Consider the following 22,614-nt stretch of genomic DNA (forward strand, 5'->3'; position numbering starts at 1 on the left):
AGCCGCTGCAGGCCCCCCGTGTCGCCGCGCTGCGGGACCGGCTCGCCGACGGCATCGCCGCCCTCGACCCCACCGCCGTGGTGCGCGGCGCGGACCGGCACGCCCCCGGCGCGCGGCTGCCGGGCAACCTGCACGTGACGTTCACCGGCTGCGAGGGCGACTCCCTGCTGTACCTGTTCGACGCCGACGGCATCGCGGTGTCCACCGGGTCCGCGTGCCGGGCCGGGGTCCCCGAGCCCTCGCACGTGCTGTCGGCCATGGCCGTCACCGACGTCGAGGCCCGCGGCGCGCTCCGGTTCTCGCTCGGGCGCACGAGCACCGAGGCCGACGTCGACCGGGTCCTCGCGGTCCTGCCGGCGATCCTCCGCCGCGCCCGCGCCGCCGCGGCACGGGTGAGCGGCGCCGCGGTGACCGTGCCGTGAGGGTGCTCGCCGCCATGTCCGGCGGCGTGGACTCCGCGGTGGCCGCCGCCCGTGCGGTGGACGCCGGGCACGAGGTCGTCGGGGTGCACCTGGCCCTGTCCCGCTCGCCCGCCCAGCAGCGCACCGGTTCGCGCGGCTGCTGCAGCGTCGAGGACGCCGGCGACGCCCGTCGCAGCGCCGACGTGCTCGGCATCCCGTTCTACGTCTGGGACCTCGCCGAGCGGTTCCAGGCCGACGTCGTCGACGACTTCGTCGCCGCCTACGCCGCGGGCCGCACCCCCAACCCGTGCGTGCGCTGCAACGAGCGGATCAAGTTCTCCGCGCTCCTCGACCGCGCCCTCGCCCTCGGCTTCGACGCCGTCGCGACCGGGCACTGGGCCCGCCTGGAGCAGGGCCCGGACGGCCCGGCGCTCTACCGGGCCGCCGACGCCGCCAAGGACCAGTCCTACGTGCTCGCCTCCGTGCCCGCGCAGCGGCTGGCCCACGTCGTCCTGCCGCTGGGGTCAGAGCCGTCCAAGGCAGGCCTGCGCGCCGAGGCCGCCGACCGGGGCCTGTCCGTGGCGGGCAAGCCCGACAGCCACGACATCTGCTTCGTGCCCGACGGCGACACCGCCGCCTGGCTCACCCGCCGCCTCGGCGACGCCCCCGGGCCCGTGGTCGACCGCGACGGCACCGAGGTCGGCCGCCACGACGGCACCCACCGCTTCACCGTCGGTCAGCGCCGCGGCCTGCGGCTGGACCGCCCTGCCGCCGACGGCGCCCCCCGGTACGTGCTGTCCATCAGCCCCGTCGAGCGCACCGTCACCGTGGGCGGGGCGGCCGACCTGCTCGTCGACGAGGTCGTCGGGCAGGACCCCGTCTGGCACCGCACGGCGCCCGCCGCCGGGGCTGCGGTGCACGTGCAGGTGCGCGCCCACGCCGCCCCGGTGCCCGCGCAGGTGCACGCCGACGGCGACCGGGTCGTGCTGCGCCCGGTCGACCGGCTCCCGGCCGTGGCGGCCGGCCAGACGGTGGCCGTGTACGACGGCGACCGCGTCCTGGGCGCGGTGCGCGCGGCCTGAGCACGCCCCTAGGCTCGTGGGCATGGAGTCCCGACACGTCCCCCGCCTCGGTGCGTCCCTGTCCGTCGTCGGCCTCGGCTGCTGGCAGCTGGGCGCGGACTGGGGCGACGTCGACGACGCCGACGCCCTGGCCACCCTCGACGGTGCCCTCGACGCCGGCGTCACGTTCCTCGACACCGCCGACGTCTACGGTGACGGCCGCAGCGAGCGCCTCGTCGGCCGCGCCGTCGCCGCCCGCGACGACGTCCTCGTCGCCACCAAGGCCGGCCGCCGCGCCGACCCCCACGTCCCCGAGGCGTTCACGCCCGAGAACCTGCGCGCCTGGACCGACCGGTCCCGCGAGAACCTCGGCGTCGAGACCCTCGACCTGGTCCAGCTGCACTGCCCGCCCACCCCGGTGTACTCCGCCGACGCCGTCTTCGACGCCCTCGACCAGCTCGTCGCCGACGGCTCGCTGCGCGCCTACGGCGTGAGCGTCGAGCGGACCGACGAGGCCCTCACGGCCATCGCCCGCCCGGGCGTGGCCACCGTCCAGATCATCCTCAACGCGTTCCGGCTCAAGCCGCTGGAGCAGGTGCTGCCCGCGGCCCAGGAGGCGGGCGTCGGCATCATCGCGCGGGTGCCGCTGGCATCCGGGCTGCTCAGCGGCAAGTACGACGCCTCGACGACGTTCGCGGCCGACGACCACCGCACGTACAACCGCGACGGCTCCGCCTTCGACGTCGGCGAGACCTTCGCCGGCGTGCCGTTCGAGGTCGGCCTCCGCGCGGTCGAGGAGCTTCGTGAGGTCGCCGGCGACCGGCCGCTGGCGGAGCTGGCCCTGCGCTGGGTCGTCGACACCCCGGGCGTCACCACCGTCATCCCGGGTGCCCGCAACGCCGAGCAGGCCCGGCGCAACGCCGCGGTGGCCGGCAGCCCCGCGCTGACCGCCGACGAGCGCGACGCCGTCGCGGCCGTGTACGACCGGCACGTCCGGCCCCTGGTCCACGACTCGTGGTGAGCCTGCCGGCGGGGCCCTGGGCGTCCGCCCCCGGGGCCCTGCCCGGCACCCGCCCCGACCACGCCCTGGACCTCGTCCTCGGCGAGCTCGGGGCGGGCCACCTGCCCTTCGTCCCCGAGCTGCCCGACCGCGGCGTCGGTGCCGACGCGGTGGGGCGCAGCGCGTCGTTCCTCGTCGACATGCCGGTGGACCTGCAGCCGTCCGGCTGGCGGCTCGTCGACCGGCCCGGTGCCGACCTGGGCCGTGGTCGGTCCTGGTGGGGCCAGGACCTCGATGCCCTCGCCGAGCGCGGCGAGGAGGCCGCGCAGGCGCTCGCGCTGCAGGTCGGCCTGCTCGGGCCGTGGTCCCTGGCCGCGGCGCTCCAGCGCCAGCGCGGCGAGGTGGCGGTGTCCGACCCCGGTGCGCGCCGCGACGTCGTGGAGTCCCTCGCCGTGGGCCTGGGTGACGTGCTCGCCGCCGTCCGCCGCGCCGCCTCCGGTGCCGACCTCGTCGTGCTGCTCGACGAGCCCTCGCTGCCCGCCGTCCTGCTGGGCCGGGTGCCGACGGCCAGCGGCTACGGCAGCCTCCGCTCGGTGCCGGTGCAGGAGGTCCGCGAGGGCCTGCGCACGGTCGTCGGCGCGGCCCACGCCGCCGGTGCCGCCGTCGTGCTGCGCTGCCACGACGAGGACGCCCCGCTGGCCCTGCTCGGGGAGACCCTCGCCGACGGGGTCGCCGTCCGCGTCCCGTCGGAGGCCTCGGGCGCAGGGTCCGCCGTGTGGGACCGGGTCGCCGGGCTCCTGGATGCCGGCACGACGACCGTCCTCACCCCGCGCGGTGCGGGGCGGGCCGCCGACCCCGAGGCACTGGCCGCCCTGGTGAGCGGCCCGTGCCAGCAGACCGGCATCGACGGCGACCTGCTGGCTCGGACGGCGCTCGGCGCCGTCCCGTCCGTCCCCGGGCGCGGGATGTCGCGCGAGGACCTGGCCCGCACGGCACGGGCGGCCGAGCTGCTCCGCGACGGGACCTGACCGGGACGCTCAGGCGGTGCGGGCGGCCTTGCGGGCCGCGGAGGCCTCGCGCTTCTCGACGAACGTGGCCGCCTGGGAGTCCGCCGTGGCGAGGAACTGCGCGAGCTCGGTGCGGGCCCGCTCGCCCTCGGGCCCGAGGCCCGTCATCTCCATGACGCCCCAGTGGCGCAGCAGCGGCATGACGACGTCGTCCAGGTGGTTGCGCGGGTCGTAGATCCCCGCCTGCGCCATCTGGAACGCCTTGCGCTGGAAGCCCTCGATGCCCGCGCCGGGCATCTGGAAGTCGACGATCTCGTCACGGATCGCCTGGACCATGGCGTCGGGGCTGATCTCCAGCGACGCCGTGACGAGGTTCCGGTAGAAGATCATGTGCAGGTTCTCGTCCATCGAGATCCGCGCCATGAGCTTGTTGGCGATCGGGTCCTCGGTGTACTTGCCGGTGTTGCGGTGGCTCACCCGGGTGGCGAGCTCCTGGAACGACACGTACGCGCACACCCGCAGCAGCGGCTTGTCGCCGGAGTCGAAGCCGGCCGTCATGGTCGCCATCCGCGCGCGCTCGAGCTGCTCGGGGTCCACGCCGCGGGTCACCAGCAGGTAGTCCCGCAGCGCGTAGCCGTGGCGGCCCTCCTCGGCGGTCCAGCGGCCGACCCACGTGCCCCACGGGCCGTCGTTGCCGAAGGCGCGCTCGATCTCGCGGTGGTAGCTGGGGAGGTTGTCCTCGGTGAGGAGGTTGAGCTCCAGCGCCGTGCGGGCGATGGGCGTGAGGCGGGACTGCTCCACGCTCCACGGCTCGCCGTCAGGGCCGACGAAGTCCCGGCCCTGGCTCCACGGGATGTACTCGTGCGGCATCCACTCCTTGGTCGTCGCCAGGTGGCGGTCCAGGTTCTCGGCGACGACGGGCTCGAGCTCGTGCAGCAGGCGGGTGGTGTCCGACAGCGTCATGGCAGGTCCTTCCTCACGGGCCGGCGGGGGGCGTGCCGGTCCTGTCCGGCCAACCTACGCGCCCGTAGGTTCGGATGCAGCACCCGGGCGGCCCGGGGGCGGCGTGCCGCGCCTCACAGCCGGCCCACGTCGACCACCCGGACGACGGCCTCGCCGGCCTCGTCGGAGGCGGCCAGGTCGACCTCGGCGCTGATGCCCCAGTCCAGGTGCCCGAGCGGGTCGTCGAAGGCCTGACGCACCCGCCACAGGCCGGGCTCGATGGTGACCATGAACCGGTCCGGGCCGCGGGCGTCCGGGCCGGTCCCGATCTGGTCGTGCTCGGCGAAGTACGCCTCGAGCACCTCGCGCCAGCGCTCGGCGTCCCAGCCGGAGTCGTGGTCGAGGTCGCCGAGGTAGTTCCAGTGCCGCAGCGAGGCCATCCGCACCCGGCGGAACAGCTCGTTGCGGACGAGGACCCGGAACGCCCGGGTGTTGCGGGTGACCGGGGGAGGCCCGTCGTCGACGGACCCGGGCCGCAGCTCGGCCCCGGCCTCGGTGCCCGCCGCCAGCTGCGCCCACTCGTCCAGCAGCGAGGAGTCGACCTGGCGGACCAGCTCGCCGAGCCACTCGACGAGGTCGCGCAGCTCCTCGGTCCGGGCCTCGTCGGGCACGGTCTGCCGAAGCGCCCGGTAGGCGTCAGCGAGGTAGCGCAGCAGGACGCCCTCGGAGCGGACCAGGTCGTAGGCGCGGACGTACTCGGTGAAGGTCGCGGCCCGCTCCACCATGTCCCGCACCACCGACTTGGGGCTCAGCTCGTACTCCGTCACCCAGGGCTGGGCCTCGGCGTAGGTCTCGAACGCCTGCCCGAGCAGCTCGGCCAGCGGGCGGGGGTGGGTGACCTCCTCCAGCAGCTCCATCCGCTCCTCGTACTCGATGCCCTCGGCCTTCATGCCCTGCACGGCCTCGCCGCGGGCGGCGTTGCGCTGGGCGTAGAGCACCTGGCGCGGGTCGTCGAGGGTGGCCTCGATGACGCTGACCACGTCGAGGGCGTAGTCGGGGGAGTCCTTGTCGAGCAGCTCCATGGCGGCCAGGGCGAACGTCGACAGCGGCTGGTTGAGGGCGAAGTCGCGCTGCAGGTCCACGGTGAGGCGGACGGTGCGTCCCTCGGCGTCCGGCGGGTCGACCTTCTCCACCACGCCCGCGGTGAGCAGGGAGCGGTAGGCCGAGATGGCGCGCTTCATGTGCTGCAGCTGCCGGGGCCGGGGCTCGTCGGAGTCCTCGATGAGGTGCCGCACCGCCGCGACGGCGTCGCCGGGGCGGGCCACGACGTTGAGCAGCAGGGAGTGCGTGATGCGGAAGTGGCTGGCCAGCGGCTCGGGCTGGGCGTGGACGAGCCGGTCGAAGGTCTCCTCGCCCCAGGTCACCGTGCCGGGCACGGGCTTCTTCTTGACGATCTTGCGGCGCTTGGCGGGGTCGTTGCTGGCCTTGGCGGCCATCCGCTCGTTCTCGATGACGTGCTCGGGCGCCTGGACGACCACGGTGCCGGCGGTGTCGTAGCCGGCGCGCCCCGCCCGGCCGGCGACCTGGTGGAACTCGCGGGCGGACAGCAGCCGGACCTTGCGCCCGTCGAACTTGGTGAGGGAGACCACGAGGACGGTGCGGATGGGGACGTTGATGCCGACGCCGAGGGTGTCCGTGCCGCACACCACCGCGAGCAGGCCCCGCTGGGTGAGGCGCTCGACCAGGCGCCGGTAGCGGGGCAGCATCCCGGCGTGGTGGACGCCCACCCCGGCGGCGACCAGGCGCGAGAGGGTCTTGCCGAAGCCCGTGCCGAACCGGAAGGCCCCCACCTCGGCGCGGATGGCCTCCTTCTGCTCCTTGGTGCGCAGCGTGCCGCTGAGCAGGCTCGAGGCGTGGTCGAGCGCGTCCTTCTGGGTCGGGTGGACGACGTACACCGGCGCCCGGTCGCCGCGCAGGAGCAGCTCGACGGTCTCGTGCAGCGGGGTGAGGGAGTACTCGAAGTCCAGGGGGACGGGCCGCTCGGCGCTGGTGACCAGCCCGACGGGGCGGCCGGTGCGTTCCTGCACCCGCTCCGCCAGCGGCCGCATGTCCCCGAGCGTCGCGCTCATGAGCAGGAGCTGGGCGTCGACGAGCTCCACCAGCGGGACCTGCCAGGCCCAGCCGCGGTCACGGTCGCCGTAGTAGTGGAACTCGTCCATGACGACCTGGCCGACGTCCGCGGCGCGGCCCTGGCGCAGCGCGAGGTTGGCGAGGACCTCGGCGGTCGCGCAGACGATCGGGGCGTCGGTGTTGATGCCGGCGTCCCCGGTCATCATCCCGACGCGCTCGGCGCCGAACACGTCGCACAGGGCGAAGAACTTCTCGCTCACCAGCGCCTTGATGGGCGCGGTGTAGAAGCTGCGGCGGCCCTCGGCCAGGGCCAGCGCGTGCGCGCCGACCGCCACGAGCGACTTGCCGGACCCGGTCGGCGTGGACAGCACCACGTGCGAGCCGGAGGCCAGCTCGAGCAGGGCCTCCTCCTGGTGGGGGTAAAGCGTGAGGCCGTCGGCCGCGGCCCAGGCCGACATCGCCTCGAGCACGCTGTCGGGGTCCGTGCCCCGCACCACGTCGGCCAGGGGCGGTCGGGCGCCCGGGCCCTCGTCGGGCAGCGGCAGGGCGTGCCGGACGTCGTCGGGGGCGGGGAGCATCTGCGGTGAGGTCATGGCCGTACCAGTGTCCCCTGCCCGTCCGTCCGGGGTGCGACCCTGCTGCCGTGGGGACGGCCGGGGCGCGGGGGGCGGCCGCGAGGGTGCTGCCGGCGCTGACGGTGCTGCTGCTGCTGCTGGCCGCCGGCGCCCTCGCGGGGTGCGGCGACCCGGACGAGGTCGGCCCGCCGGTGGCGTTGCCGCCGGCCGGGGCGCGGCTGGACTACCAGCTCGGCGGCGACCACGACCCGGTCCCCGGGGAGGGGCCGCCGGGCGGCGTCGGCGTGGTCGTCCGCGACTGGCACGACGGCCGTCCGCTGCCCGGGGCGTACTCCGTCTGCTACGTCAACGCCTTCCAGACCCAGCCGGACGGCGACGGGACCCGGCCGGACGAGCGCTCGGCGTGGCCGGCGCACCTGCTGCTCGGCGGGCTGGGGGAGGACCCGGGCTGGCCCGGCGAGCTGCTGGTCGACATCAGCACCGCGGCCCGCCGGGCGGAGGCGGCGGCCTGGCTGGCGCCGGTGCTGCAGACCTGCGCCGACCGCGGCTTCGACGCCGTCGAGCTCGACAACCTCGACAGCTGGACCCGTTTCGACGGCACGCCCGAGCAGGGGCGGGTGCCGTTCGGCCGCGACGACGCGGTGGCCCACGCGGCGCTGCTCGCGGACCGGGCGCACGCCCTCGGCCTCGCCGTGGCCCAGAAGAACACCCCGCAGCTCACCCGCTACGAGGCGCGGGACGTGGTCGGCTTCGACCTGGCCGTCGCCGAGGAGTGCGGGCGCTACCGCGAGTGCGGCGCGTACACGGCGCTGTACGGCGGCGCGGTCCTCGTCGTGGAGTACGACGACGAGGGCATGGCACGGGCGTGCGACGAGGTCGGCACCGAGGTCCCGGTCGTCCGGCGGGACGTGGGGCTCTCGGTGCCGACCTCGGGGTCGTACGTGAGGCGCTGGTGCGACGACGTCAGCCCTTGACGCCGGCGCGCGAGACGCCCTCGACGACGTAGCGCTGGGAGGCGATGAACAGGACCAGCACGGGCACGCTCGCGATCATCGCGCCGGCCATGAGGAGGTCGTAGCGGACCGCGTTGGCGTTCTGCAGCGTCGACAGCCCGGCGCTGAGGGTCTGGTTCTCCGGGGAGAACAGGGTGAACACCGGCCAGAGGAAGTCGTTCCAGTTGGTGAGGAACGACAGCATCGCCAGGGTGGCCAGGGCGGGACGGCTCAGCGGCAGGATGACCTTCCAGAACACCTGGAAGCGGTTGGCGCCGTCGAGCGAGGCGGCCTCCTCCAGCTCCGGCGGGAGGCTGACGAAGAACTGCCGCAGGAAGAACACCCCGAACGCCCCCGCCGCACCCGGCACGACGATCGCCGCGAGCGAGTCCAGCCAGCCGAGCTGGCCGACGATGAGGTAGTTGGGGATGAGCAGGGTGACCGGCGGGACGAAGAGCGTCGCCAGGATGAGCAGGGTGACGAGCTTCTTGCCCGGGAACTCCAGCCGCGCCAGCGCGTAGGCCGCGAGGGCCGCCGTCGCCACGATCAGCAGGCTCTGCAGCGCGGCCGCCAGCAGGCTGTTGAGGAACCAGCGCAGCACCGGCGTCGCCGGGTTGCCGAGGATCTCCCGGTAGGCGGCGAGGGTCGGCGAGTCCGGGATCCACTGGGGCGTGGCCGACCCGGCGTCGGCGGTCGTCTTGAAGGACGTCACCAGCATGTAGAGCAGCGGGCTGACGAACAGCAGCGTCAGCAGCACCAGCGCGACGTAGGCGAGGATGCGGGGGACAGGGCTGCCCTTGCCCCGCCGCCGTCCGCTCGCGGTGGTGTCGGTGCCGGCGGGACGCCGCCCCGGGCGCTCGCGCCCGGCGCCGGCGGGTGCAGCAGAGGTCGCGGTGCTCATCGTCGAGCCCCCTTCCGTCCGCCCTCGCGCTCGCGCAGGAGGACGAAGATCACGATGTTGACGAGGATGAGGGAGAGGGTGAAGAGCGTCGACATCGCCGACGCGGCACCCGAGGTGAAGTTCGTCAGGCCGGTGTCGGCGATCTGGTAGATCGCGGTCCGGGTCTCGGTGCCGGGACCGCCCTGGGTCATGAGCCAGGACTGGCCGAACATGTTGACGCAGGCGATGAGGGTGACGCTGGTGACGAAGATGAGCACCGGGCGCAGGCCCGGCAGCGTGACGTTCCAGAACCGCTGCCACGCGTTGGCCCCGTCCACCCGGGCGGCCTCGTACAGGTCGGGCGAGATCTCCTGCAGCGCCGCCAGGTAGATGACGGCGTTGAAGCCGAGCGTCCACCACACGGTGACGAAGACCAGAGACGCCCATGCCCACGGCAGGTCGGTCAGCCACGGGGTGGTGTCCGGCAGGCCCAGAAGGCCGGCGTAGTAGTTGACCAGGCCGATGTTGCCGTCGAGCAGGTAGCGCCACAGGACCGAGACGACGGCCACGCCGAGCACGTAGGGCGCGAAGTACATCGCCCGGAAGACGGTCCGGCCGGGGAACTTGCCGTTCATGAGCAGCGCGACGAGCAGGGGGACCACCAGCAGCAGCGGCACCGTCAGCACCGTGAACAGGTACGTCGCCTGCATCGAGTTCCAGAACGGCCCGGCGAACGGCGAGCTGCCGTCGAACAGGCCGGTGTAGTTGTCCAGGCCGACGAACGGCTGCTCCGGCAGCGTGAAGTCGTAGGCGTGGAGGCTGATCCACAGCCCGTACACGATCGGCACGAGGACGAACACCGTGAACAGGACCAGGTACGGGGCCAGGAACAGGTAGGCCGTGCGGGCCTCGCCCGAGCGGCTGCGGTGCGTCGGGGCGGGCGCGGCCCGCCCCGACGTGACCGCGGCCGCCGGGGCGGCCGACGTGGCGGTCTCGCTCATCAGCGGACTCCGAACTTCTCGAGGTTGGCCTGCATGAGGGTGGTCGCCCGCGCGGCCTGCGTCCGTAGCGCCTCGGCGGGCTCGACCCGCCCGAGGACGGCGTCGCTCACGGCCAGCTCGAGGGTCTGCGCCTGCACGTCGCCGAGCGCGGGGACGGGCGGGAGGAACCGCATCGTCGGGACCGCCTCGGCGATGGAGGACGACGTCGACTCCAGGAACTCCGGCTCCTCGCGGGCCGACGCCCGGGCCGGGACCATCCCCGACTCCGCCCACGCGGCCGAGTTCTCCGCCAGGTACCGGATGAACTGCTTGCCCGCCTGAAGCTTGTCGTCGTCGGGGGCCCGGGACTTGAACAGCACGAGCTGGTGCGAGCTGGCCCAGACAGCCGGCTCGGGCCCGATGGTCGGGACGGGGCTGAGCTCCCAGTCCAGCTCGGTCCCGCCGACGTCGTTGATCTGCCAGATGCCGTCCCAGGTCACCGCGCCCCGGTTGTCCTTGAACGCCGTGTACTGGGAGTCGATGGCGACGTTGGCCGGGCTCAGACCCAGGTCCACGACGCCCCGCATCCACTCCAGCGCCTGCACCCCGGCGTCGCTGTCGAACGTCGCCTCCGTGCCGTCCTCGGCGTAGGGCTCGCCCCCGAACTGCCACAGCAGCGACAGGAACATCAGGTGGGCGGGCCACCGGTTCGGCATCCAGAAGGGCTCGTCGATCCCGGCGGCGCGCGCCTGCTCGAGGAACGCCAGGTACCCCTCGCCGTCGGAGGGGATCTCGCCGGACAGCCCGGCCTCCTCCAGCAGGCCCCGGTTGGCGTACGAGGCCAGCGAGTGCACGTCCAGGGGGATGCCGTAGCGCTGGTCGCGGAAGACGCCGCCGTCCCAGACCTCCGACGGGTAGTCCTCGGCGGAGACGGCGAGCTGGTCGAGCACGTCGTCGAGGGGGTTGAGGGTCTGCCGCGAGCTCTGCGTGGCGAGCTGGTCGATCTGCAGGGCGCCGATGTCCGGGCCCTTGCCGGCGTGCACGGCGGCCGCGACCCGCTGGTAGTACTGCGCCCACTGCACGGTGTTCATCTCGACGCGGATCAGGTCCTGGCTGTCGTTGAAGTCCTGGACGATGGCCCGCATCGTGGGGCCGTCGCCGCCGGTGAACCCGGTCCAGTAGCTCAGCTCCACCGGGGGGCCGTCGTAGCCCTGCTCCGGCAGCGGGGGCCCGACGTCGACCAGGGGGTCGGCCGCGGAGCAGCCGGCCAGACCCAGGCTGGCCACGCCTCCTGCGGCCAGCAGCGAGCGTCGTGTCAGGGAAGCCCGACCGTCGTCCATGTGTCCACCTCCTCGTGGTCGGGGCCAGGACGGGGGTCCGGCCCCGGTGTGCGGGTGCGCTGGCGACGCCGTGCGGGCGGTGGCCCGCAGCGTCCTACGCACTGTGCTCCTGGGTGTGGACAAATGCGAGCGGGTGCTGCCCGTGGCGCGCGCCGGACGCTCCCGGGGTGGCTCTGTCCGCCCCCGGTGGCAGCATCTGCGGGGTGAGCCAGACGCCGACCACCGACGTGCCCGACGACGTCCGCGCCCGGGCGGCCGCGCTCGCGGAGGAGCTGCGGCGGCACCAGTTCTCCTACTACGTCCGCGACAGCCCGACGGTCGGTGACGACGAGTACGACGCGCTCTTCCGCGAGCTGCAGGCGCTGGAGCAGGCCCACCCGGTGCTGCTCAGCCCCGAGAGCCCGACCCAGAAGGTGGGCGGCACGTTCTCCACCACCTTCGACGCGGTCGACCACCCCTCGCGGATGCTCAGCCTGGACAACGTCTTCTCCCCGGAGGAGCTGCGGGAGTGGGGGGCGCGCGCGGTCGCCGCGGCGGGCGAGGACGTCCGGTACCTGTGCGAGCTCAAGATCGACGGGCTGGCCGTCAACCTCGTCTACGTGGACGGGGTCCTCGAGCGGGCGCTCACCCGGGGCGACGGGTACACCGGCGAGGACATCACGCTCAACGTCCGCACCATCGGCTCCGTCCCGGCCCGGCTGCGCCACGAGGACGCCCCGGTCCCGGCCCGGCTCGAGGTGCGCGGCGAGGTGTTCTTCCCGGTCGAGGCCTTCGCGGCGCTCAACGCCGAGCTCACGGAGGCGGGGAGGAGCCCGTTCGCCAACCCGCGCAACGCCGCCGCCGGGTCCCTGCGCCAGAAGGACCCCCGGGTGACGGCGCGCCGCCCGCTCGACATGCGGGTGCACGGCATCGGCGTGCACGACGGCCTGGCCGCGACCCGGCAGTCCGAGGGCTACGACCTGCTGCGCGCGTGGGGCCTGCCCACGGCCGACTCCTACCGCGTCGTCGACACCCTGGCCGAGGTCGAGGAGTACGTCGCCCACTACGCCGAGCACCGCCACGACGTCGTCCACGAGATCGACGGCGTGGTCGTCAAGGTCGACCAGCTGTCGCTGCAGCGCCGGCTCGGGTCCACCAGCCGCGCGCCGCGCTGGGCGACCGCCTACAAGTACCCGCCGGAAGAGGTGCGCACCCGCCTGCTCGACATCCAGGTCAACGTGGGGCGGACCGGCCGGGTGACACCGTTCGCCGTCATGGAGCCGGTGCTCGTGGCCGGCTCGACCGTCGGCATGGCGACGCTGCACAACGGCGACGAGGTGCGCCGCAAGGGCGTGCTCATCGGCGACGCGGTGTGGATCCGCAAGGCGGGCGACGTCATCCCCGAGGTGCTCGGGCCGGTCGTCGAGGAGCGGGACGGCAGCGAGCGCAAGTTCACCATGCCGACGCACTGCCCCTCGTGCGGGACCGCCCTGGCCCACGAGCGGGAGGGCGACGTCGACCTGCGCTGCCCCAACCGCCGGACCTGCCCCAGCCAGCTGAGGGAGCGGGTGTTCCACGTCGCCGGCCGGGCGGCCTTCGACATCGAGGCGCTCGGGTACGAGGCCGCCGCGGCCCTGCTCCAGGCCGACGGGGTCCTGCTCGACGAGGGCGACCTGTTCGACCTGGACGAGGAGCGGCTGCTGCGGGTGCCGCTGTTCACCAACCAGTCGGGCTCGCTGTCGGCCAACGGCCGGCGGCTGCTCGACAACCTCGATGCCGCGCGGGGGCGGCCGCTGTGGCGCACGCTCGTCGCCCTGTCGGTCCGCCACGTCGGCCCGACCGCGGCGCGGGCGCTGGCCACCCGCTACGGCAGCATGGACGCCCTGCGCGCCGTCGCGGTCGGCCGGGCGCGCGAGGACCGCGAGGCCGCCGTGGCCGAGCTCGCCGCGACCGACGGGGTGGGCCGGGTCATCGCCGAGGCCCTCGTCGACTGGTTCGCCGTGGACTGGCAGGCCTCGGTCGTCGACCGCTGGCAGGCCGCGGGGGTGCGGATGGCCGACGAGCGCGACGCCTCGGCGCCGCGGACGCTCGAGGGCCTCAGCGTCGTGGTCACCGGCTCGCTGGACGGCTTCAGCCGCGACGAGGCCAGGGAGGCGATCCTCGCCCGCGGCGGCAAGGCCGCCGGGAGCGTGTCGAAGAAGACGACCGCCGTGGTCGTCGGCGACAACCCCGGGAGCAAGGCGGCCCGGGCCGAGGAGCTCGGCGTCCCGGTCCTCGACGAGGACGGCTTCCGGCGGCTGCTGGAGCAGGGGCCGTCGTCGCTGCCGGGGGCCGAGCCGACCGAGGTGCCCGACGCGGCCGACACCCCCGACGCGGTCGGGGTGCTCGACGGGGCTGACGCGCCCGATGCGGCGCCTGCCGCGGACGGCGTCGACGAGGGGCCGCCCTCGACCTCCTAGACTCGCGGACCATGGCCGACACCCCTGCCCCCGGGCCCGCCACCGACCAGGGCACGGCCCCGGCGGGCGGCGGCCGGGCCCCCGAGCACCTGGACCGCGAGCGCGTCGCCCACCTGGCCGGCCTGGCCCGGATCGCCCTCGACGACGCCGAGCTGGACCGCCTCGCGGGCGAGCTGTCCGTCGTCCTCGACGCGGTCGCCCAGGTCCAGGAGGTCGCGACCGCCGACGTGCCCGCGACCAGCCACCCCGTGCCGCTGAGCAACGTCGTCCGCCCCGACGTCCCGGTCCCGGGCCTGACCCAGGCGGAGGCGCTGTCCGGCGCCCCCGCCGTCGACGAGGGCCGGTTCCGGGTCCCGCGCATCCTCGAGGAGGACTGACATGACCGACGACCTCACGCGCATGGGCGCGGCCGCGATGGCCGACGCCCTCGCCGCGGGCCAGGTGAGCTCGGTCGAGCTGACCACCGCCGCGCTGGAGCGCATCGACGCCGTCGACGGCGACGCCACCTCCGGCGTCCACGCCTTCCTCCACGTCGCACACGAGGACGCCCTCGCCGCCGCCCGCGCGGTCGACGAGGCGAGGGCAGCCGGCCGCGAGCTCGCCACGCTGGCCGGGGTGCCGGTCGCGGTCAAGGACGTCGTCGCCACGCGCGGCATGCCGACCACGGTCGGGTCGCGGATCCTCCAGGGCTGGGTGCCGCCGTACGACGCCACCCTGGTGGCGCGGCTGCGCGAGGCGGGCACCCCGCTGCTCGGCAAGACCAACATGGACGAGTTCGCCATGGGCTCCTCCACCGAGCACAGCGCCTACGGCCCCACCCGCAACCCGTGGGACCCCGAGCGCATCCCCGGCGGCTCGGGCGGCGGGTCGGCCGCCGCGGTGGCCGCCTTCCAGGCACCGCTCGCCGTCGGCACCGACACCGGCGGGTCCATCCGCCAGCCCGCCGCCGTCACCGGCTCGGTCGGCGTCAAGCCGACCTACGGCGGGGTGTCCCGCTACGGCCTGGTCGCCCTGGCCTCCAGCCTCGACCAGGCCGGCCCGTGCGCCCGCAGCGTGCTCGACGCGGCACTGCTCCACGAGGTCATGGGCGGGCACGACCCCCGCGACTCCACGTCGCTGCCCGGCGGCCCGCCGCCCGTGGTCGCCGCCGCCCGGCAGGGCGCCTCGGGCGACCTCGCCGGCGTCCGGGTAGGCCTGGTCCGCGAGCTCGACGGCGAGGGCTACCAGCCCGGCGTCCGCGCCCGCTTCGCCGAGGCCGTCGACCACCTGCGCGCCGCCGGCGCCGAGGTCGTCGAGGTCTCCGCCCCGCACTTCCGCTACGCCCTGGTGGCGTACTACCTCATCCTCCCGAGCGAGGCGAGCAGCAACCTCGCCAAGTTCGACGCCATGCGCTTCGGCCTGCGCGTGGGCGACGCCGACCCCGCCGCGACGGCCGAGAAGGTCATGGCGGCCACCCGCGAGGCGGGCTTCGGCGACGAGGTCAAGCGCCGGATCATCCTGGGCACGTACGCGCTGAGCGCCGGCTACTACGACGCCTACTACGGCAGCGCGCAGAAGGTCCGCACGCTCGTCCAGCGCGACTTCGATGCCTGCTTCGCCCAGGCGGACGTCCTCGTCAGCCCCACGGCGCCGACCACGGCGTTCCGGTTCGGCGACAAGCTCGACGACCCGATGGCGATGTACCTCAACGACGTCGCCACGATCCCCGCCAACCTCGCGGGCGTGCCGGGCATGTCGCTGCCCACCGGGCTCGCCGACGAGGACGGCCTGCCCGCCGGGATCCAGCTGCTCGCACCGGTGGCCGAGGACGCCCGGCTGTACCGGGTCGGTGCCGCCCTCGAGGCCCGGCTCCAGGCCGCCTGGGGCGGGTCGCTGCTCGACCGCGCGCCCGCCGTCGCGGCCGCCCCCCGGCCCGCCGGGGACTCCCAGCCCCTGCTGCGCGAAGGAGCCCACGCATGACGACCACCGCCGCCACCCCGGTCCTGTCCTACGAGGACGCCGTCGCGCAGTTCGACCCCGTCATGGGCCTGGAGGTCCACGTCGAGCTGTCGACGGCGACCAAGATGTTCTGCGGCTGCGCGCACTCCTTCGCCGCGGAGCCCAACAGCCAGACCTGCCCGGTCTGCCTGGGCCTGCCCGGCGCGCTGCCCGTGCTCAACGCCGAGGCGGTCGACTCCGCGATCACCATCGGCCTGGCGCTCAACTGCACCATCGCGCCGTACGGGCGGATGGCGCGCAAGAACTACTTCTACCCGGACATGCCGAAGAACTTCCAGACCTCGCAGTACGACGAGCCCATCGCCCACGACGGCTGGCTGGACGTCGAGCTGGAGGACGGCGAGGTCGTCCGCGTCGAGATCGAGCGGGCCCACATGGAGGAGGACACCGGCAAGTCCACCCACGTGGGCGGCTCCACCGGCCGGATCCACGGCGCGGAGTACTCCCTCGTGGACTACAACCGCGCCGGCATCCCCCTCATCGAGATCGTCACCCGCCCGGTCACCGGCACGGGGGCGCGCGTGGCCGAGGTCGCCAAGGCCTACGTCGCCACGCTGCGGGAGCTGCTGCGCTCGCTCGGCGTCTCCGACGTCCGGATGGAGCGGGGCAACCTGCGCTGCGACGCCAACCTGTCGCTGCGCCCGACGCCCGACAGCCCGCTGGGCACCCGCACGGAGACCAAGAACGTCAACTCGCTGCGCTCGGTCGAGCGCGCGGTGCGCTTCGAGGTCGGGCGGCAGGCGGGCGTGCTGCTCGCCGGCGGCACCGTCACGCAGGAGACCCGGCACTTCCACGAGGACACGGGCGTCACGACGTCCGGGCGCCCCAAGTCCGACGCCGACGACTACCGCTACTTCCCCGAGCCCGACCTCGTCCCCGTCGAGCCTGACGCGGAGTGGGTCGAGCGGCTGCGCTCACGGCTGCCCGAGCCGCCCGCCGCCCGGCGGAAGCGGCTGCAGGCCGAGTGGGGCTTCGCCGACATGGAGATGCGCGACGTCGTCAACGCCGACGCGCTCGACCTGGTCGGCGCCACCGTCGCGGCGGGGGCCACGGCGCAGGCCGCCCGCAAGTGGTGGATGGGCGAGCTCGCCCGCCGGGCGAAGGCCGAGGGCACGGAGCTGGCCGACATGGCCGTCACCCCCGAGCAGGTGGCCGCGCTCCAGGGCCTGGTCGACTCCGGCCGGCTCACCGACTCCATGGCCCGGCAGGTCCTCGACGGTGTCCTCGCCGGCGAGGGCGACCCCGCCGACGTGGCCACCGCCCGGGGGCTCGAGGTCGTGTCCGACGACGGCGCCCTCAACGAGGCCGTCGACCGGGCGCTCGCCGCCAGCCCGGACGTGGTCGACAAGATCCGCGCCGGCAAGGTGCAGGCCGCCGGCGCGATCATCGGCGCGGTCATGAAGGAGATGCGCGGGCAGGCCGACGCGGCCCGGGTCCGCGAGCTCGTGCTGGAGCGCGCCGCCGGCTGAGACCCGGCCTCAGACCAGGGCGAGCGGCACCGGCGGGCCGGGCGGGGGCGCGACCTCGACGGGGTCGCCCGCCCGCACGGTGCCGCCGAGCACGACGACGCCCATGACGCCGGCCCGTCGCACGACGGTGCCGTCGGCGTCCCGGCCGACGAGCAGCGCGAGCAGGCCGGGGGAGGACCACTCGATCTGCGAGCACGGGTTCCGCAGCCCGGTCACGGTGACCAGGGCGCTGCCGCCGAGGCGCAGGGTGGTCCCGGTGGCCAGGCCGAGCAGGTCGACCCCGCGCGTGGTGACGTTCTCGCCGAGCCGCCCGGGCGGGACGTCGTGGCCCGCGGCGGCCAGCTCGTCGAGCAGTTCGCCCGCGATCAGGTGGACCTGGCGCAGGTTCGGCTGGTCGGGGTCGCGCCGCACCCGGGAGCGGTGCTGGACCCGGGCGCCGGCGTGGCAGTCGCCGGCGACGCCCAGCCCGGCGACGAGCTCCACCTCCTCGGCCGCCGCCTTGGAGAACTCGTGGCGGGCCGAGCGGTGGACGGCGACGACCGCGGGCCCGGTCACATCTCCTCGTGCACGTCCGGGTCACCGTCGAAGAGACGGCCGTCCGGGCGGCCCAGGGCGGTGAGCGCCGCCATCTCCTCCTCGGTGAGCGAGAAGCCGAACACGTCGAGGTTGGACCGCTGCCGCCCCGGCGTCGCCGACTTGGGCACCGGCACGGCGCCCAGCTGCACGTGCCAGCGGAGCACCACCTGGGCGCCGTCGACGCCGTGGCGTGCGGCGGCGTCCGCCACCGCCGGCTGCCCGAGCAGCTGCTCCCGCTCCCCGAGCGGGCTCCACGCCTCGGTGAGGACGCCCATCCGCCGGTGCGCGGCGCGCAGCTGCTCCTGCGGGAAGGCCGGGTGCATCTCCACCTGGTTGACCACCGGGGTCACGCCGGTGTCCTCGACGACCTCGCGCAGGTGGGCCTCGGTGAAGTTGCTGACCCCGGGGGAGCGGACCAGCCCCTCGTCCCGGGCGGTGACCAGGGCCCGCCACGCCTCGCGGTAGCGCCCGACGGACGGGTTCGGCCAGTGGATGAGGTGGAGGTCGAGGAAGTCCAGCCCCAGGCGCCCCAACGACCCGCGGACGCTCGTGAGGGCCTCGTCGTAGCCGTGGTCCCGGCCGGGGAGCTTGCTCGTGACGACGACCTCGTCGCGCGGCACCCCCGAGCGGCGCAGCGCCTCGCCGACCTCGCCCTCGTTGCCGTAGTTCACAGCGGTGTCGATGAGCCGGTAGCCGGCCTCGAGCGCGGAGACCACGGCGGTGACGCACTCCTCGCCGCGCAGCGGGTACGTGCCGAAGCCGACCGCCGGCAGCGAGGTGCCGTCGACCAGGGTGTGCGTGGGGACCGTCGGCTGCGTCATCCCCCGACGCTAGCCAGCCCGGCGTCCGCCGTCCCGGTGGGGAGGGACGGCTCGCTCACCGCAGGGGGACGCGCACCACCCGGTCGTCGCCCTCGCGGGGGTCGCCGCGGAAGGTGTTGCTCGTGAGCACCCAGAGGGCGCCGTCGGGGGCGACCTCGACGTGTCGGAGCCGGCCGAGCCCGTCCAGGGCGACCTGCGGCTCGCCCGTCACCGTGCCGCCCGGGCCGACGGGCACGCGCCAGAGCCGCTGGCCGCGCAGCGCCGCCAGGTACACGGCGTCGTCGGTGACGGCGATCCCGCTGGGGGAGGCGTCGTCGGTGCGCCACGTGACGACGGGGTCGGTGAGACCGGGGACGCCGCCGGCACCCTCGACCTCCGGCCAGCCGTGGTCGGCGCCGGGCCGGACGACGTTGAGCTCGTCGGTGGTGTCCTGGCCGAACTCGCCGGCCCACATGGTGCCGTCGGCCGACCAGCCGAGGCCCTGGACGTTGCGGTGCCCGCTGCTCCACACCGGCGAGGCCGGGTCGGGGTTGCCGGGCGCGGGGGCACCGTCCGGGGTGACGCGGAGGATCTTGCCGGCGAGGCTCGCGGGGTCCGGCGCGGCGTCGCGGTCGCGGGCGTCCCCGGTGGCCACGTAGAGCATCCCGTCCGGACCCAGGTCGAGGCGGCCCCCGTTGTGGACCTCGGAGCGGGGGATGCCCGTGACGACCGGCACGGGGGCGCTCAGCGTGCCCGCGGCCTGGTCGAGGGCGTACCGGACGACCCGGTTGTCGTCGGCACCCGACAGGTAGACGAACACCGAGCCGGCGGTCGCGTCGGTCGTGATGCCGAGCAGGCCGCCCTCGCCGCCGGGGACGACGCCCGCGACCCGGCCGTCCGGGCCGTCGGCCGCCAGGGGCGTCACCGACCCGTCGGCGGTGACGCGCAGCACGCGCGCCTCGTCCCGCAGGGTGACCAGGGCGCTGCCGTCCGGCAGGAACGCGAGGTCCCACGGCACCGCCAGGCCGGTGACGACGTCGGTCACGCCGGCCGGGTCGGGCACGCCGGACGCGGCGGCGCGGGCGGTGGTCGTTGGCTCGGGCTCCGGTGCGGCGGCCGCCGCCGACGGGGCGGCCGAGGCCCCGGTCGTCGGGGTTGTCGGCTCGGGCGCACCGTCGGTGGTCGAGGGGACGCTCGCGCCGGCGGCGACCGACCCCTGCCCGGGCGCCGGTGCCTCCGCCTCCCCGCCTGCGCACCCGGCGAGCAGCACCCCGGCCAGCAGCACCGCACCGGCAGGCCGCACGGCCCCGGCCTGACCCCTGGCACCCCCGCGTCGCATGCCCCCACTGTGCGCCGCCGCGCCGGGTCCCCGCACCCCGCCCCTGTCAGCCGGGCTGCGCAGCCCGACCGACGGCCCGCCCCGCGGCGAGACCCGGCCGCGACCACGGCCGCCCGCGACCTACCCTCGGACCATGGCAGAGCAGGTGGACCGCAGGCCCCGTTCGCGCGACGTCACCGACGGCCTGGAGCGGACGGCCGCGCGCGGCATGCTCCGTGCGGTCGGGATGGGCGACGACGACTTCGACAAGCCGCAGATCGGCATCGCGAGCAGCTGGAACGAGATCACGCCCTGCAACCTCAGCCTCCAGCGGCTGGCGGGCTCGGCCAAGGAGGGCGTCCGCGCGGCGGGCGGCTTCCCCATGGAGTTCGGCACGATCAGCGTCTCCGACGGCATCTCCATGGGCCACGTCGGCATGCACTACAGCCTGGTGAGCCGCGAGGTCATCGCCGACTCCGTCGAGACCGTCATGCAGGCCGAGCGCCTCGACGGCGCGGTCCTGCTCGCCGGCTGCGACAAGTCGCTGCCCGGGATGATGATGGCCGCGGCCCGCCTCGACGTGGCCGCCGCGTTCGTCTACGCCGGCTCGATCCTGCCCGGCCTGGCGAAGATGTCGGACGGCAGCGAGCGTGAGGTCACCATCATCGACGCCTTCGAGGCGGTCGGTGCCTGCGCCCGCGGGCTCATGAGCCGCGAGGACGTCGACGCCATCGAGCGCGCGATCTGCCCCGGTGAGGGCGCCTGCGGCGGGATGTACACCGCCAACACCATGGCCTCGGTCGGCGAGGCGCTCGGCCTCAGCCTGCTCGGCAGCGCCGCCCCGCCCGCGGTCGACCGCCGCCGTGACGGCTTCGCCAAGCGTTCCGGCGAGGCCGTCGTGGCCATGCTGGAGAAGGGCATCACCGCCCGGCAGATCCTCACCCGCGAGGCGTTCGAGAACGCCATCGCCGTCGTCATGGCCTTCGGCGGCAGCACCAACGCGGTCCTGCACCTGCTGGCGATCGCCGACGAGGCCCAGGTCCCGCTCGAGCTCGCCGACTTCAGCCGGATCGGCGCCAAGGTCCCGCACATCGGCGACCTCAAGCCGTTCGGCCGCCACGTCATGACCGACGTCGACCGGATCGGCGGGGTGCCCGTCGTCCTTCAGGCCCTCCTCGAGGCCGGCCTGCTCAACGGCGACACCATGACCATCACCGGCCGGACCATGCGCGAGGACCTGCTCGCGCTCAAGGCACCGAGCCCGGACGGCACGGTCATCCGCGCCCTCACCGAGCCCATCCACGCCACCGGCGGCATCACGATCCTCCACGGCAGCCTCGCCCCCGAGGGCGCGGTCGTGAAGAGCGCCGGCTTCGACTCCGACGTCTTCGAGGGCACCGCGCGCGTGTTCGACGGCGAGCGGGCCGCGATGGACGCGCTCGAGGACGGCACCATCGTCGCCAACGACGTCGTCGTCATCCGCTACGAGGGCCCCAAGGGCGGCCCGGGCATGCGCGAGATGCTCGCCATCACCGGCGCGATCAAGGGCGCCGGGCTCGGCAAGGACGTCCTGCTCCTCACCGACGGCCGGTTCTCCGGCGGCACGACGGGCCTGTGCGTCGGCCACGTCGCCCCCGAGGCCGTCGACGGCGGCCCCGTCGGGCTCGTGCAGGACGGCGACCGGATCCGCCTCGACGTCGCCGGCGAGCGCCTCGACCTGCTCGTCGACGAGGCCGAGATGGCCCGCCGCCGGCAGGGGTGGACGCCCCGGGAGGTCACCGTGCCGCGCGGCGTGCTGTCCAAGTACGTCCGCACGGTCGGCTCGGCCAGCCGGGGCGCCGTCACGGGCTGAGGTCGCGCCCTCGCCCGACCGGGCGGGTCTGCCCAACCGCTCCCACGGGGCCGTCCCGATCGGCCATGATCGGGGGCAGCGGTCGAGGAGGACGGGGTCCACATGAGCGACAGGTCCGCCTCGGTGCTCCGCACCGTGGTGCTCACCGTCGTGGCACCCGTGCTCGGCCTCGTCGTCCTCGGTATCGGCCTGGTCGGCGGCCAGGCCACGCAGGGCACCCGGCACCTGCTCGTCGGTGCCGCGCTCGTCGCCTACGCGGCGATCCTCGCGCTGCGGACGCTGCGCTCGGGGTCGGGGGACCGGCCGGCGTGGCTGGTGGCGGCCACGGTCGCCCCGGTCGCCGGGGTGGTCGTGCTCACCGGCGAGCACGGCGCCGCCGGCTGGGGCGCCGCGGCCCGCGGGGTGGTGTGCCTGCTCCTCATCGTCGCGCTCGTCCTGCTGCCGGGCGTCCGCCGCCGCGCCGACGCCGCGCTCGTCCTCGTGCTCGACGGCTGGGCGCTCGTCGCGGGGCCGTTCGCGCTGGTCCTGCTCGCCGCCGACGACAGCGGCGCCCTGCCGCGGGGCAGCGGGCTGCTCGGCGCGGCCGCCCCGCTGGTGGGGCTGTGGCTGCTGCTCGACCTCGTCGTCCTCGCCCTCGTCGTCGGCCTCATGCGGCGGAGCGGCCGGGTGCGGCCCCTGCTGCCCTTTGCGGTCTCCATGGCCGCGGCGACCGCGGCCGACACCCTCACCTGGCGCGGCGGGCTCGCCGGGACGGCGGAGGTCGCCTCCGACGCGTTCTGGGCGCTGGCGGTCGTCAGCGCGTGCGCGGCCGCGATCGGCCGCCGCCCCGTGGTCGCCGGGCAGCCGGCAAGTCGG

At 75.1% G+C, this 22,614-nt stretch carries 18 protein-coding genes and 1 pseudogene; 11 read left to right on the forward strand and 8 right to left on the reverse strand.

What is annotated here, in order from left to right:
* The 4 genes from WCS02_RS06270 to WCS02_RS06285 form a co-directional block, all read left to right on the forward strand.
* The coding region (locus WCS02_RS06270; protein WP_340291114.1) for an aminotransferase class V-fold PLP-dependent enzyme at positions 1-422 on the forward strand (422 nt) is incomplete at its 5' end.
* Positions 419-1,483 (forward strand): tRNA 2-thiouridine(34) synthase MnmA, encoded by a 1,065-nt coding sequence (gene mnmA, locus WCS02_RS06275; protein ID WP_340291116.1) that lies wholly within the window; start codon positions 419-421, stop codon positions 1,481-1,483. The genes WCS02_RS06270 and mnmA, both read left to right, overlap by 4 nt.
* Positions 1,484-1,505: 22 nt before the next feature.
* The gene (locus tag WCS02_RS06280) at positions 1,506-2,483 is read left to right on the forward strand and encodes an aldo/keto reductase (protein ID WP_340291118.1); all 978 of its coding nucleotides are present in this window, start codon (positions 1,506-1,508) and stop codon (positions 2,481-2,483) included.
* A complete protein-coding gene (locus tag WCS02_RS06285) occupies positions 2,480-3,490 on the forward strand; it encodes a hypothetical protein (protein ID WP_340291120.1) in 1,011 nt (336 codons plus the stop codon). The genes WCS02_RS06280 and WCS02_RS06285 overlap by 4 nt, the downstream gene beginning before the upstream one ends.
* Positions 3,491-3,499: 9 nt before the next feature.
* Here WCS02_RS06285 and WCS02_RS06290 read toward each other — a convergent pair whose 3' ends face one another.
* Both WCS02_RS06290 and WCS02_RS06295 read right to left on the reverse strand, forming a co-directional pair.
* Positions 3,500-4,432, reverse strand: coding sequence for an acyl-ACP desaturase (locus WCS02_RS06290; protein WP_340291121.1), 933 nt, complete (start codon positions 4,430-4,432; stop codon positions 3,500-3,502).
* Positions 4,433-4,545: 113 nt separating this feature from the next.
* Positions 4,546-7,134, reverse strand: a complete 2,589-nt coding sequence (locus WCS02_RS06295; protein ID WP_340291123.1) for a DEAD/DEAH box helicase — start codon at positions 7,132-7,134, stop codon at positions 4,546-4,548.
* A 50-nt stretch (positions 7,135-7,184) separates the two neighbouring features.
* On the opposite strand from WCS02_RS06295, the gene WCS02_RS06300 reads away from it, so the two are divergent.
* On the forward strand, positions 7,185-8,090 hold the full coding sequence (locus WCS02_RS06300) for an endo alpha-1,4 polygalactosaminidase (RefSeq protein ID WP_340291125.1): 906 nt from the start codon (positions 7,185-7,187) through the stop codon (positions 8,088-8,090).
* Here WCS02_RS06300 and WCS02_RS06305 read toward each other — a convergent pair.
* From WCS02_RS06305 to WCS02_RS06315, 3 genes are read right to left on the reverse strand one after another with little or no spacing between them, the layout of a single operon-like run.
* Complete coding sequence (locus tag WCS02_RS06305) at positions 8,080-9,009, reverse strand: carbohydrate ABC transporter permease (RefSeq protein WP_340291127.1); 930 nt, start codon at positions 9,007-9,009, stop codon at positions 8,080-8,082. The genes WCS02_RS06300 and WCS02_RS06305 overlap by 11 nt on opposite strands.
* Positions 9,006-9,989, reverse strand: coding sequence for a carbohydrate ABC transporter permease (locus WCS02_RS06310; RefSeq protein WP_340291129.1), 984 nt, complete (start codon positions 9,987-9,989; stop codon positions 9,006-9,008). Before WCS02_RS06310 ends, WCS02_RS06305 begins: the two co-directional genes overlap by 4 nt.
* Entirely contained in the window at positions 9,989-11,254 is a 1,266-nt protein-coding gene (locus WCS02_RS06315) for an extracellular solute-binding protein (RefSeq protein WP_340291130.1), read from the reverse strand. The genes WCS02_RS06310 and WCS02_RS06315 overlap by 1 nt, the downstream gene beginning before the upstream one ends.
* A gap of 257 nt (positions 11,255-11,511) precedes the next feature.
* Between WCS02_RS06315 and ligA the strand changes: the two genes are divergently transcribed.
* Genes ligA through gatB form a run of 4 tightly spaced genes read left to right on the forward strand, consistent with a single transcriptional unit; the run spans position 11,512 to position 17,213 of the window.
* On the forward strand, positions 11,512-13,746 hold the full coding sequence (ligA, locus tag WCS02_RS06320) for an NAD-dependent DNA ligase LigA (RefSeq protein ID WP_340291132.1): 2,235 nt from the start codon (positions 11,512-11,514) through the stop codon (positions 13,744-13,746).
* 11 nt (positions 13,747-13,757) lie between these two features.
* On the forward strand, positions 13,758-14,123 hold the full coding sequence (gene gatC / locus WCS02_RS06325; protein ID WP_340291134.1) for an Asp-tRNA(Asn)/Glu-tRNA(Gln) amidotransferase subunit GatC: 366 nt from the start codon (positions 13,758-13,760) through the stop codon (positions 14,121-14,123).
* A 1-nt stretch (position 14,124) separates the two neighbouring features.
* A complete protein-coding gene (gatA, locus tag WCS02_RS06330) occupies positions 14,125-15,705 on the forward strand; it encodes an Asp-tRNA(Asn)/Glu-tRNA(Gln) amidotransferase subunit GatA (RefSeq protein ID WP_340291135.1) in 1,581 nt (526 codons plus the stop codon).
* On the forward strand, positions 15,702-17,213 hold the full coding sequence (gatB, locus tag WCS02_RS06335; protein ID WP_340291136.1) for an Asp-tRNA(Asn)/Glu-tRNA(Gln) amidotransferase subunit GatB: 1,512 nt from the start codon (positions 15,702-15,704) through the stop codon (positions 17,211-17,213). Before gatA ends, gatB begins: the two co-directional genes overlap by 4 nt.
* 9 nt (positions 17,214-17,222) lie before the next feature.
* On the opposite strand, the gene WCS02_RS06340 is transcribed toward gatB, so the two are convergent.
* The 3 genes from WCS02_RS06340 to WCS02_RS06350 are packed head-to-tail and all read right to left on the reverse strand — an operon-like array spanning position 17,223 to position 19,928.
* Complete coding sequence (locus WCS02_RS06340) at positions 17,223-17,768, reverse strand: MOSC domain-containing protein (protein WP_340291138.1); 546 nt, start codon at positions 17,766-17,768, stop codon at positions 17,223-17,225.
* On the reverse strand, positions 17,765-18,610 hold the full coding sequence (locus tag WCS02_RS06345) for an aldo/keto reductase (protein WP_340291139.1): 846 nt from the start codon (positions 18,608-18,610) through the stop codon (positions 17,765-17,767). The genes WCS02_RS06340 and WCS02_RS06345 overlap by 4 nt, the downstream gene beginning before the upstream one ends.
* A gap of 55 nt (positions 18,611-18,665) precedes the next feature.
* Positions 18,666-19,928: a PQQ-dependent sugar dehydrogenase gene (locus WCS02_RS06350; protein ID WP_340291140.1), complete on the reverse strand. Its 1,263-nt coding sequence runs from the start codon at positions 19,926-19,928 to the stop codon at positions 18,666-18,668.
* A 133-nt stretch (positions 19,929-20,061) separates the two neighbouring features.
* On the opposite strand from WCS02_RS06350, the gene ilvD reads away from it, so the two are divergent.
* Together ilvD and WCS02_RS06360 are read left to right on the forward strand one after the other, a co-directional pair.
* Complete coding sequence (ilvD, locus tag WCS02_RS06355; protein ID WP_340291142.1) at positions 20,062-21,759, forward strand: dihydroxy-acid dehydratase; 1,698 nt, start codon at positions 20,062-20,064, stop codon at positions 21,757-21,759.
* Positions 21,760-21,861: 102 nt separating this feature from the next.
* Positions 21,862-22,614, forward strand: a pseudogene (locus WCS02_RS06360) (hypothetical protein); the annotation flags it as partial.

Origin of the sequence: Aquipuribacter hungaricus (assembly GCF_037860755.1) — a bacterium.
Classification (GTDB): Bacteria; Actinomycetota; Actinomycetes; order Actinomycetales; family JBBAYJ01; genus Aquipuribacter; species Aquipuribacter hungaricus.